Source organism: Sphingomonas hankookensis, assembly GCF_001619955.1.
In the GTDB taxonomy this organism is placed as follows: domain Bacteria; phylum Pseudomonadota; class Alphaproteobacteria; order Sphingomonadales; family Sphingomonadaceae; genus Sphingomonas; species Sphingomonas hankookensis_A.
The window spans coordinates 18163-30455 of the sequence record NZ_LQQO01000032.1 but is presented as its reverse complement, the minus strand read 5'-3'; the positions used below and the strand labels follow the sequence as shown (position 1 = coordinate 30455).

Annotated in this window: 11 protein-coding genes; 8 read left to right on the top strand and 3 right to left on the bottom strand. The window is 65.3% G+C overall.

Going from position 1 to position 12293, the window contains the following annotated elements; all coding sequences use genetic code 11:
• From AVT10_RS11750 to AVT10_RS11735, 4 genes are all read left to right on the top strand, one after another.
• Window positions 1–1097, top strand: a 1097-nt coding sequence (locus tag AVT10_RS11750; RefSeq protein ID WP_157092765.1) for an FtsX-like permease family protein, incomplete at its 5' end; no start/stop codon positions are given.
• Window positions 1098–1599: 502 nt separating this feature from the next.
• Window positions 1600–2337: a hypothetical protein gene (locus tag AVT10_RS11745; RefSeq protein WP_066691502.1), complete on the top strand. Its 738-nt coding sequence runs from the start codon at window positions 1600–1602 to the stop codon at window positions 2335–2337.
• Window positions 2337–5660 (top strand): MobF family relaxase, encoded by a 3324-nt coding sequence (mobF, locus tag AVT10_RS11740; RefSeq protein WP_066691500.1) that lies wholly within the window; start codon window positions 2337–2339, stop codon window positions 5658–5660. Before AVT10_RS11745 ends, mobF begins: the two co-directional genes overlap by 1 nt.
• A gap of 74 nt (window positions 5661–5734) precedes the next feature.
• Window positions 5735–6124, top strand: coding sequence for a hypothetical protein (locus AVT10_RS11735; RefSeq protein ID WP_066691492.1), 390 nt, complete (start codon window positions 5735–5737; stop codon window positions 6122–6124).
• A gap of 129 nt (window positions 6125–6253) precedes the next feature.
• Here the strand turns inward: AVT10_RS11735 and AVT10_RS11730 are convergent, their stop codons facing one another.
• Complete coding sequence (locus AVT10_RS11730; RefSeq protein ID WP_066691489.1) at window positions 6254–6643, bottom strand: type II toxin-antitoxin system VapC family toxin; 390 nt, start codon at window positions 6641–6643, stop codon at window positions 6254–6256.
• Entirely contained in the window at window positions 6636–6890 is a 255-nt protein-coding gene (locus tag AVT10_RS11725) for an AbrB/MazE/SpoVT family DNA-binding domain-containing protein (protein ID WP_269746913.1), read from the bottom strand. The genes AVT10_RS11730 and AVT10_RS11725 overlap by 8 nt, the downstream gene beginning before the upstream one ends.
• Before the next feature lie 203 nt (window positions 6891–7093).
• On the opposite strand from AVT10_RS11725, the gene AVT10_RS11720 reads away from it, so the two are divergent.
• From AVT10_RS11720 to AVT10_RS17850, 4 genes are all read left to right on the top strand, one after another.
• The gene (locus AVT10_RS11720; RefSeq protein ID WP_232308002.1) at window positions 7094–7711 is read left to right on the top strand and encodes a recombinase family protein; all 618 of its coding nucleotides are present in this window, start codon (window positions 7094–7096) and stop codon (window positions 7709–7711) included.
• Between the two features lie 155 nt (window positions 7712–7866).
• Complete coding sequence (locus AVT10_RS11715; protein ID WP_084401647.1) at window positions 7867–8907, top strand: mannose-1-phosphate guanylyltransferase/mannose-6-phosphate isomerase; 1041 nt, start codon at window positions 7867–7869, stop codon at window positions 8905–8907.
• Window positions 8908–8954: 47 nt separating this feature from the next.
• On the top strand, window positions 8955–9701 hold the full coding sequence (locus AVT10_RS11710) for an HAD-IIB family hydrolase (RefSeq protein ID WP_066691485.1): 747 nt from the start codon (window positions 8955–8957) through the stop codon (window positions 9699–9701).
• Between the two features lie 362 nt (window positions 9702–10063).
• Complete coding sequence (locus tag AVT10_RS17850; RefSeq protein WP_084401645.1) at window positions 10064–11050, top strand: helix-turn-helix domain-containing protein; 987 nt, start codon at window positions 10064–10066, stop codon at window positions 11048–11050.
• 26 nt (window positions 11051–11076) lie between these two features.
• On the opposite strand, the gene AVT10_RS11700 is transcribed toward AVT10_RS17850, so the two are convergent.
• Entirely contained in the window at window positions 11077–12273 is a 1197-nt protein-coding gene (locus AVT10_RS11700; protein WP_066691463.1) for an MFS transporter, read from the bottom strand.
• Between the last annotated feature and the right edge of the window lie 20 nt (window positions 12274–12293).

Sequence of the window (12293 nt, the reverse complement as noted above, 5' to 3'; positions counted from 1 at the left end):
TGCTGGTCGCGCAGACCCGCCACGTCCGCTCGACCGATCTGGGGTTCCAGCGGCAGTCGCTGCTGGTGTTGACCTCGATGGTCGATCCGGCGGTGCCGATCGATCGCAAGGCGTCGATCATGACCGCGATCCGCGCGCTGCCGCAAGTCCGCGACGCGACCATCGCCAACGCCGCGATCGGTGGCAGCGGGGAAGCCAACAACACCAACGTGCCACTGCCCGGTGTGGCTGGGCCGGGGCCCTCGCTGACCTGGGTGCTGGTATCGCCGCGCTTCTTCGAAACCCATGGCACGCGGCTGCTCGCCGGGCGCTGGTTCGACAATGCCCATGGGGCCGACGATACGACCGGGCGCAAGGCGGAGCAGGGCATGAACATCGTCATCAACCGCCGCGCATTGTCGACCCTGCGCTTCAGGACGCCGCAGGAGGCGATCGGCAAGACGCTGGGCGGCGATCGTCCACGTACCATCATCGGCGTGATCGACGATATGCGCTTCGACAGCCCGCGCGCGCCGCTGCCGCCGACCTATTATCTCTATAACAGCCGGGGGGAGACGATCGCCACCTCGGTCGTGACGATCCGCGTGGCCGGCGATCCGCGCACCGCGCTGAAAAGCCTGGAGGGATTGTGGCAGCGGATGGTGCCGCAGGTGCCTTATAACGCGCAGACCGCCGACCAGCGACTGACCGATTTCTACGAAGCCGACGACCGCGCGACGCGGCTGTTCGGGATCGGGGCGGGCCTTGCCGTGCTGATCGGCTGCGTCGGGCTATGGGGCCTTGCCTCGTTCAACACCGCGCGGCGGACGCGCGAGATCGGCATCCGCAAGACGCTGGGCGCGTCGTCGGGCGATATCGTGAAGCTGCTCGTCGGGCAGTTCCTGCGGCCCGTGCTGATCGCGAACCTCGTCGCCTGGCCGCTGGCCTTCCTCGCGATGCGGACATGGCTGGCGGGGTTCGAGGATGCGATCGCACTGTCGCCGCTGTTCTTCATCGGCGCCAGCGTGGTGGCGGTCGCGGTCGCGGTGCTGACCGTGCTGGGCCAGTCGCTCCGCGCAAGCCGGGCGGCCCCGGCCTGGGCGCTGCGGCACGATTGACGAGGGCGGGGCGTGGTTGGTGGCCACGCCCGCGCCTTATCCGGAGCATGGTTGCGGCGATACTGATTACCCTTTCCCGGTGGGGGCCGGTTATCGGCAAAGAATCGATACAGCGCGGTTGGAGGTCATGATCTGCTGGCCGGCTGTCACGCCGGCCGGTTGCCTGGCCGGACAGCCGTAACAGGCACCGGAATCCAGATTAGATCACAGCGGCCAATCACGAATTTCTAATGTTCAGGAGGCACACATCACGCTGTGTTCAGCAAGGGTAAGATGCTGATATATAACAGATATGATCCCGTCATACGGCGGTAGGCACGATCGGTACGACATCCTACGCCGTATGACGCCTGAATAGCGCGAAAACGACCTTGTGCTGCGTCGCATGACCGTCTTTCTATCGGCTCCGTATCGTGTCGCCGCCGCTCATTCGGATGGCGGGCATCGCAACCGGGAGCAGCAGCATGAACAGTCCCTCAACCCTGACGTCGTTCGACGCGGCATGAGCGCCGCCCCCCGCAAGCCGATGATCTCGGTGACCATGAGCTGGGAGGATCGTGAGATTTTCGAGGCGGAGTCACAGCGGGCCGGCGAGCATCTCACCGCGACGATGCTGCGCCTCGCCAAGCTCGGTCTGGCACAACAGGAAGTAACGCCGGCAGCCGCCTTGCCACACGGCCTGACGGGTGGCGAGCCGGTGCCGCGGTTGCCGGCGAATACCGCTGCGATTCCGTCTACCGACCTCGTTGCAACGGCATCTCCCGGCACGGCCGTCACCGCCCCGCTTCGCCCGCGTGACGAACCGATCGTCGGCAGTGCCATTCCGCGCCGTCATGACCGCTCGACGGAACTGCCGTGGTGGATGCCGATACCCGCGACCGCAGCCCCAGTGGGTTCGGACAAGGCGCGGTGGGCAGGGGTCGGTGTCCTGTCGACCTTGCTGGCGCTGATGCTCATCCCCGCCAACGGCATGGCCGCGGCGGCGGTCAGCCAGGTGGCGCTCGGCACGCCCGGCGACGGTATCGCCGCCTCCAACCTGTTGTTCGAACGGTACAGCAAGCGGGCAGGGCCGTTGCGCCACTGGAACGCGACTGCACGAGTGGCCGACAACGCTGCGCGGGTGAAGGCTTGCACGGATCGCGCCGACCGGTTCGCCGACTATCGGCGGCTGACGACGTGTGAGATTTTCGTCTCCGGTCGCAAGCGCGCGATCGAGATCGGGCAGGGCATCGTCGACTGATGCTGACCCCGGCCGTCGTCCGCTCCGCATCGGGTGCCGCCAGCTACTATGCCGCCGACAATTACTACACCGATGGGCAGGCCACCGAGGCCAGTCTGTGGGCGGGGCAGGGGGCCGAGGTGCTGGGGCTGGACGGATCGGTCGGGCATCAGCAATTTGAGGCGATACTGGCCGGCAGACTGCCGGATGGCGAAACCATCCCGGCGGGTGCCAACGGCAAGCACCGCGCCGGCCTCGACTTCACCTTTTCCGCGCCCAAATCGATGTCGCTGCTGGCCTATGTCGGCGGCGACGTCCGGCTGCTCGATGCGCACATGGCGGCGGTGCGGACGACGCTGGGATGGATGGAGGCGAACCTTGCCGAAACGCGGGTCAGTCGCGACGGCCGGCAGGAGGTGGTGAGAAGCGGCAATCTGGTCGTCGCGCTGTTCCAGCACGATACCAGTCGCGCACTCGACCCGCAGGCGCATATCCATGCGATCATCGCCAATGCGACCAGGGCACCCGATGGCAGCTGGCGGGCGCTGCATAATGACGCGTTATGGGCCGGCTATACCGCCGCCGCCTCGGTCTACAACGCGACGTTGCGCGCGGCCGTCCAGCAGCTCGGCTATGCCACCGAGCGCGTCGCGAAGCACGGCCAGTTCGAGATCACCGGCGTGCCCCGCGACGTGATCGAGCAGTTTTCGATCCGCTCGGCGGAGATCGACGCCGGCATGGCGGCGATGCAGCATCGTACGCCCGAGGCACGCTCGGCGGTGACGCTGAGCACGCGGGCAGCCAAGCCGGCCGAACTCGACCGTGACGTGCTGCGCGCACAGTGGGGCGAGCGGGCGCGGGGGGCGGGTATCGATCTGCCGGCGATGGTGGCGGTCGCACAGAGAAATGGTCCGGGTCGGGCGACGGCGTGGGAACGTCTCGTTCGGGGGGCGGGCGGCATCGCCGCGCAGGGGATCGCGCTGGCGGAGAAGCTTGGCATTCGGATCGGTCCCGGCCCCGATCCGCTGGTCCCCGAGCGTGCCGGACGCCTGCGTCCCGACGCCTTCGTCGCGGCACATGCTGTGGCGAGCGCGATCCGCCATCTCGGCGAACGAGAGGCGGCGTTTCCGGCGCGCGATGTGCTGAAGGTCGCGCTCGACATGGGCGCGCCGGTCGCGGTCGCGGCGGTAGAGCAGCGGATCGCCTTGCTCGCGACACGCGGGTTGCTGATCGCGGGCAATGACGGCCTGATGATGACGACGACCCAGGCGCTTGGGATCGAGCGCAACATCGTCGCGGGCGTCTGCGCCGGTCGTGATGCCGTGCCTGCGATCATCGCCGCGAACGAGGCCGGGGCACGTATCCAACAGGCAGCGGTCGATGCGATGGACCGTCGGCTCAACAAGGGACAGCTGGCGGCGGCGACGACCATCCTGACCACCCGCGACCGCGTTGTCGCGGTGCAGGGTGTGGCGGGCGCGGGCAAATCGTCGATGCTGAAACCCGTCGTCGCCATCGCGAGGACTGAAGGGCGGCAGGTGATCGGCCTTGCCGTTCAGAACAGCGTCGCCCGCCGGCTCGGCGCGGATACCGGCGTGGCGGCGCGCACGATCGCGTCGTTCCTGCGCGACCATGAATTCCGGCCGGGTATGTCGCTGCGTGGCGCGGTGCTGATCGTCGATGAGGCGTCGATGATCGACAACCGCACAATGGAACGCCTGGTCGACGTGGCGCAGGCGCACGCCGTCGACCGGCTCGTACTGGTCGGCGACCGCAAGCAGCTGGGCGCGGTGCAGGCGGGCAAGCCGTTCGACGTCATCCTGCGTGCCGGCAGCCGCACCGCGGTCATGGACGAGAATGTCCGCGCGACGACGCCGCGAATGCGTGACATCCATGCCGCGGCACAGGCCGGCGACGTGCCCGCGCTGATGCAATTGCTAAAGCCCGACACCATCGAGGCACCGGGTACCGCCGCCGCGGTCGTCGCCGATCGCTGGATGGCGTTGTCGATGCAGGACCGGACCCGTACCGGCATCTATGCATCGGGCAGGCAGTTGCGTGCCGCGATCAACGGCGAGGTCCAGCAGCGGCGAATGGCGGCGGGCGAGCTCGGGCGCACCCCTGCCAGGTTCGGCGTGCTGTCGCCGGTACATCTGACCCGCGAGGAGCAGCGGCTGCCCGAGTATTATGCGCGTGATCGCATCGTCGAATTCAGCCGTGGCGTGGTCGCGCAAGGCATCCGTCCTGGCTTCGCGGTGGTGACGGGTGTGACGGGCGACGTCGTCACCCTGCGCCGCCCCGATGGCCGGCACGAGCAATTCCGTCCGGCAAGGCTGGCCGCCAACCGCGTCGACGATTTCGTGCGGGTGTACGAGCGGCAGGACATTACCCTGTACGCAGGCGATCCGGTACGCTGGACCGCCAACGACCACGATCGCGGGCTGGTCAATGCCGATACCGCGCGGCTGTCGCAGGTCGCTCTCGACGCGCTGACCGTGACGACCTCGGACGGGCGTGAGTTGCGTCTGGAGCGCGGTGATCCGATGCTCAAGCGGCTCGACCTCGCCTACGCAACTAGCACCCATGCCGCGCAGGGGGCGACCAGCGATCTGGGTATCGTCGCGGCGGACAGTCGCGAGGGCAAACTTATCACCACCAGCCTGTTGCGGGTGCTGGCCACCCGCATGCGCGAGGGGGTGACGCTGGTCGTCGACGATGGCCGGCGACTGGAAAAGGTAGCGGGCAGGCAGGCGGGCGAGAAAACGGCGGCAAGCGATGTGCCGGGGCAGGGAAATGCAGGGGAATCAACCGAAGCACCAATCCGGCTGCCGGATCCGTCGCCGCGCGACGCGGAGGCGATTGGCGCCTATGCGCGGGCTTTCATCGCCATAGAAACGGCCCGAGGTAACCGCGAATGGCCCGATCGCGCCGACGTGCGCGCGATGCATGCCGGCGCCGACATGCTCGAACGGCTGCGGCGGGGCGGGGCCGAGGATGTGCGGGTCATACTTGATCGGACCCCCGACCTTGCCCGTGAGATCGCGACCGGCGGGACGGAGCGGACGTGGCGCGCCTGGATGGAGGAGGGGCGGGTGCGCGGCGCTGGCGGACCCGATCATGCCGCTCGCTTCGTCGCCGACTGGCGTGCCGCTTCCGCTGAGCGCGCCGCCGCGGTCGGTCGGGATGCGACCGGCCAAGCGGAACGCAAGGTGGCGCGGCTGATCGAGCGTATGGAAAAACAGCCTGCGCTGGAGCGGGCGCTGGCAAAGCAGGTTCCCGAGCGACAACTCGTGATCGATCTTTCGGGTATGAGCCGTTCGCGTGACATGGAGCTTGGCCTGTGATCGGAGATGGCGTCGGAGCGGCACGATGGACCGGTTCATGTTACTGTTCGCGTCTGGCTCGCTGGAGATAGCCCATGTTTTCCGGAAAGGACGATCTGCGCGGCGTGGCAAGCAGTTGCGTGCGTCGGCCCTACAAGCTGTTTGAAGCGCTCCTCGACAATGCTTTGGGCGACAGGGTTCGGGCGGACGGAGCATGCGGGGTCGATCTGTGGTGCGCCATTGCCGGCGTGACGTGGCAGGGACCTGGCGACCAGGAAGTCCGTTTTTCCTTTCGGCAGGCAGGCGATGTCGTGGCGTGGGTCCGTGAGGAAGCTGACGGCTTCGACTGGTATTGCAGCGGTGAACCCGGAAACGTCGCCGACTGGATCGCGCGGATATTGGGACAGTCGGGATGGGCACCGCTGCCGTCGCCAAATGTCGGGCTGGCGCAGGAGGGTGACGCGCAACAGGATCGGCCGATCTAACCTCTCGGCCTCTATTGAGCCGAACCCACGTTATAAAGGGCTGCCCTTCTGCCTCGCCGCAGACTGACAGCCTTCTATGCCAGCAGATCACTGGCCACGACGATGGTGTGGGGGGGGATGGCCCGCCGGTCAGTGACGGACGTTCGTAACGGGGATCGCGACGTCCACCTGCACTAGCGCGGCATCCGTGGTGTAAAGCTCGGCACCCAACTCTATCGCCAGCGCGAGGCAGGCGCGATCGCCCAGCGACAGCCCAAGCGGACGCGTGGCCGGACGCAGGTCGCCGATCGTCATCGCCTGTGCCGTCGACAGGGGCCGGACGTCGAGGTGCAGCCCGCCCAGCACTTCCTGCACTTCGGCAAGCGTCAGGCCACGCTCGCGCAGCTTCGACACCACCTCGCCCAAATTGGTCGCGCCGATCACCGATCGCGTCAGGACGGTTGCGACCCGATCCGCGCCTGACTCTTCATTCAGCAGGCAGAGCAGGGCGGATGCATCGAGTACGATCCGGTTACTCACGTTCTGCCTCGGCGCGACGATCCGCGATCAGTTCGTCCGACAGGTTCGTACCTTCGGGTATGTAGCGGCGAAGGATGGCCCGTGCATTTTCTAGTGCCTTGTTGATCGATCGTACCCGAAGTTCGCCGTGGGCGATATCGACCATGACGGTATCGCCAGCGCTGATACCCAGTTCGCGACGCATTGCTGCTGGTATTACCAGCTTGCCCCCTTCGACAATGCGAACCCGTTGTGCCTCCAAGACCATGATCCTTTGTAGGTATCAATAGCATTATTAGTACCAAGGATGAGCACAGGTGTCACCTTGTCGTTTGATATGAATAATAAGGGTATACCCCAATAGAACATCATGCTGAAACACCCGGAACCGTTCGATCAGGGTCGTTTGTAGTGAACTTGAACACTTCCCACAAACGGTCTAGAGCCTGATCGAACAGAAAGGGGACTGCGATGGCCTTGTTTGGCTATGCCCGCGTGTCGAGCGACGATCAGGACTTGCGCGTGCAGGAAACCGCCTTGCGCGGGGCGGGGTGTCAGGCGATCCGGTCGGAAAAGAAGTCCGCCACCGGCCGAACCGGGCGCAGCGAGTTGCAGGTCCTGCTCGACTTTCTGCGCGAAGGCGACACGCTGGTCGTCACCCGGATCGACCGGCTCGCGCGGTCGATGAAGGATCTGCAGGATATCGTGCACGAGTTGAAGGGGCGGGGCGTCGCGCTGAAGGCCACCGAACAGCCGATCGACACCGGCACGGCAGCGGGCAAGGCGTTTCTCGACATGCTGGGCGTCTTTGCCGAGTTCGAGACGAACCTGCGCCGCGAACGCCAGGCAGAGGGGATCGCGGCGGCCAAGGCGCGGGGCGTCTACAAGGGCGGCAAGCCGCGCATCGATCCGGAGGCGGTGCGGACGCTGGCGGCAAAGGGCATGCGCCCGGCGCATATCGCGCGCGAACTGGGGATTTCGCGCGGCACGGTGTATCGGTTTTTGCCAGCGCTATCAGCTCCACCGAAAGGCTCCGCTGCCGATCCACCAGATGCCGGGACTGAACACCTAGATGATTTATTGACCTAAGCCCTCGGAGTCGGTCCATTCTTTGTGAAAAATTCCCGGTTGGATGATGCGCGAAGAATAATTTACGCGCCTAACACCCATCTCGCGGGGCATTCTGCCCCAACGCCGGTCGACAGGCGTCTTTTCCAGAGCGACAGACAGGAACCTGCTTGACCATGCCCATGATCGTACCTGTCATTCTTTCCGGCGGATCGGGCACGCGCCTATGGCCGATGTCGACCCCGGAAACGCCCAAGCAGATGCTGGCGCTGACGGCGGAAGCGACCATGCTGCAACTTACGGCGACCCGTGCCATCGGGGATGGGTTCGCCGCCCCGATCGTCGTTGCCAACGCCCGCCACGCCGACATGATCGACAGCCAGTTGGGGGCGGTCGGCGCCGCGCCGCGCGCGCTTATCCTCGAACCCGCAGGACGGAACACTGCACCCGCGATCGCGCTGGCGGCGCTGGCGGCCGAGACGCCCGATGCGGTGCTATTGGTAATGCCGTCAGACCATGTGATCGCCGACGTCGCGGCATTCCACGCCGCGGTACAGCGTGCGCTGCCGAAGGTCCAGGAAGGGTGGCTCGCTACCTTCGGGATTTCGCCTGATGCACCGGAGACCGGCTATGGCTGGATCCAGGCCGGCGAAGCGATTGCCGATGGCGTGCACCGTGTCGCGCGCTTCGTTGAAAAGCCACCGCTCGACGCGGCACAGGCCATGCTGGCGGCCGGCGATCACGTCTGGAACGGCGGCATCTTCCTGTTCCGTGCCGATCGCTATCTGGCCGAACTGGGCCAGCATGAACCCGACATGCTGGCCGCCTGCCAGCGTGCGATGGATCAGGCCGAGCGCACCGGCAACCGCATCGCCCCCGACGCCGCCGCCTTTGCTGCCGCACCGTCGCAGTCGATCGACTATGCCGTCATGGAAAAGGCCGATCGCGTCGTCGTCGTCCCGGTCGCGATGGGTTGGAACGACCTGGGCAGCTGGGACGCGCTGCACGCGATCAGCGAGCGGGACGAAACCGGCAACGCGCATCGCGGCGAAGTGCTGGCGATCGACACGCGCGACTGCCTGGTGCGCACCGACGGCGTGCGGATCCGCATGGTCGGCGTGTCCGACCTGATCGTCGTGGCCAGCGGCAACGACCTGCTGATCCTGCCGCGCGGGCGCAGCCAGGACGTCAAGAAACTGGTCGAAGCCCTGAAATAACCTTTACGCGGCGGGCCGAGCGCCCGCCGATCCTGCCGGAGTATCCCATGAAGCAACTGGTAGCCTTCGACCTCGACGGCACGCTGGCCGAGAGCAAGCAGCAACTGACCGAGGCGATGGGCGAAGCGCTCGCCGACCTGCTGGGCGTCGCGCATGTCGCGATCATTTCGGGCGGCGACTGGCCGCAGTTCGAAAAGCAGGTGGCGACCCGCCTGCCCCAGCGCGCCGACCTGTCGCGGCTGTGGATGATGCCGACCAGCGGCACGAAGCTCTACACTTGGGGCGATGGCCGCTGGAACACGGTCTATGCCGACCTGTTCGACGATGCGACCAAGGCCAAGATTCTGGAAGCGTTCGATGCAGCGCTGGAGGCGACCGGCTTCGTCCCCGAACAGACCTGGGGCGAGCGGATCGAGGATCGCGGCAGCCAGATCACCTTCTCGGCACTGGGCCAGCAGGCCCCGATCGATGCCAAGGAACATTGGGACCCCAAGTTCGAGAAGCGCAAGATCATCCAGGCTGACCTGAAGCAGCGCCTGCCGGGCCTGTCGATCAACATGGGCGGCGCGACGTCGATCGATATCACGAAGGAAGGCGTCGACAAGGCGACCGGCCTTGCCAAGCTGGCCGACATCAGCGGGATTGCGACCGACGACATGCTGTTCATCGGCGATGCCATCTTCCCCGGCGGCAATGACTATGCGCCGAAGGCCGCCGGCATGGACACGGTGAAGATCCGCGACCCGCAGGAAACGCTGGCCGTGATCGAGGCGATCGTCGCCTGCCAGAAGTGACCCGTGCCACCTGTCCCGCAAGCGTGTGGGGCGGGGTTGGCTTGAGCTGCTGACCATTCCTGAACCACTTTGCTGGGCGTTATTCAGCAGGCAGGAGGGTGATGATCGCCGGTTCCACGTCGATGCAATCGCCTGTCTGGCGCAGCCCTCTTCTGTGGTATTCCCGCCAAGCGCTTTCAGTCCGCCCTCCACCGGCTTTCCATCTATGCTGCACATGGCTGAAGCATTGGCCGATTCCACCAATGTGATCCTCATAGTCTTCGTAAATATCGCTGAATGAAAACTCGCTAAAATTGCTCAGATCGATTTTCGATCGTGCTGAAATTATTCAGCAATATAAAATTTATTAGCAGGAGCGGGATTTGAAGGAGGCGATCATTTTTTCCAGCAAGGGCATGGATGAGGATGTCGCCTTTACCGGATATCGCCAGTTTTACGCCCAAGGCGCAGACGTGGAGCGGCTGAATGGGCCTTTTCACGCTAATGTATCAGGCTGGCGATTTCGGAACCTGCTATTGTTTGACCGACATTTGTCGGGCGTCGCGCATATTCGCGAAGAACGGGTGGGAGCCGATGGCTTTGACCATATCGTCCTCCATCATGTCCTGTCGGGCACGTTATTAGGTCAATCGCGCAGTGGATTCGGGCCGGCGGGCCCGGGCGATATCGTCTTTCTCGACACGCGTCTCGGCCATCGGACTGAGGCTCATGACCTGCACATGATTACGGTAAGTATTGCACGAGACCTGGTATTGGCCGCGTTGGGCAGTCTTGGTGCGTTGCATGGGCTGGTTGCGCGCTTACCCGAAACCGCCATGCTCAGTGACTTCCTGCAATCGCTGGTCCGCAATGCTCCAGCACTCGACGATCGGCATGACGGAGCTTTTGCCCGAGCGCTGATCGAGTTGCTGCCGACCGCCCTTGGTGGCCCCCGAAACTTGGCGATCAAGGCGCGACGGCAGGATCATCTGCGGCGGGAAGCAGTCGAACAGCTAATCGATCGGGAGATCGCCGATCCGAATCTGACGGGCTCGGCGATTGCCGAGCGGGTGGGCGTGTCACGCGCGACGCTATACCGGCTGTACGAGCGCAGTGGTGGGATAGCGCGGCATGTTCGCCGTCGCCGGGTCGATGCGGTTCGCCGTGCGCTGGAGGTTTCGGCGGAGGTGGATTTGGAGGAATTGGCGCAGACTTACGGACTGGGCGATGCGCAGGCGCTGATCCGGGCTTTCAAGGCGGATCAGGGGATAGATCCTACCGCCTATCGCGCCAGCGTTCGTCATCATCGGAGCAACCCGGTCGAAACGGGTACGCGCCGTTGGAATGGCTGGATGCACGAGTTGGATTGAGTACATTGCCCTGCAAGAGAACGCGTTCATCCATGGCGCCGTCGAGCAACCCAAGCCGCGCCGCAGCCAATCAGGCAGGTCGCGCTCAAAACCCATCCAATCGCCGCTGCCAGTCCGGTCGGTCCTGCGATCATCTGGCTTGCCAGGCCTACCGCCCACGGACCGAGCGCGGTGCCGAGCAACGTGACGACCGTCAAGAAGATCGCCGTACCTTCGATCCGGAGCGTGGAAGGAATACGCGCCTGAAGTCCGATCAGGGCGTTGACCAACGCGATCGACAGCCCCGCTACCGCCACGGCCAGTGCCATAAGCGCTGCGGCCAAGCTCGTCATCTGGGTCAGTGGCCAGAGCGCGAACGCACATAGCGCCAATCCCAGGAGCATGAGAGCGGGAGCGGCATCGCGCTTCTCCCGTCTGAGACGGTCGGCGAGCGTGCCGCCCAGTGCATGGCCCCCGGCGCCCGCTGCCATCATCACCACGCCGACATATAAGCCCGCCTGGGATGGGGTTAGCCCATGCAGGCGGATCAACAAGCTGGCCGACCAGCTGGTCAGCGATTGCAACGCCAGCACCGCGCATCCGGCCGCCAGGATAAGCGGCAGCAGCACGGGGCGGTCGGTGGTCATTTGCTTCAGCGCTTCTCCCAATCGTCCGTGCCGATCCTCGCGCTGCCCCACCGGTTCGCCGAGGCGCAGCACAAGCAGCGCGAGCGGAATGCCGAGCAGCCCGGCGCTCGCAAAGGTCAATCGCCACGGTGCGATCGGCAGCGCCGACAGGGCGAACAAAGCCAAAAGTCCCCCGCCCCCGATCATTGCCAGCCCCCGCCCCAATGCGGCACCTGCGGTGAAAAAGCCTATCCCTCGCCCGCGATGTGCCGGCACCATCGTGACGACAATCAGCTCCATTGCGGCAGGGGCAATCGCGGCCTGTGCCAGCCCAAGCAGCATCCGTGCAGGAATCAGCGTCTCAACCGAACCTGCCAGCCCGCAGGCGAGCGTGGCCATGCTCGATCCCAGCACTGCAAACACGAGTATCCGCGTGATCGGCCAGGCCCGTACGAGCAGGATCATTGGTATCAAGGCCGCACCATTGACGATGGCGAAGGCGGGCCCCTGTAACAACCCGATCGCTGCGTCGCCCAAGCCCAGATCGCCCTTGATGGGTTCTATCAGGACCGATGGCAGGAAGCGGGTACCCGCGGCAAGCATATGGATCAGCGCCATCACTATGGCGACGCGGTAGC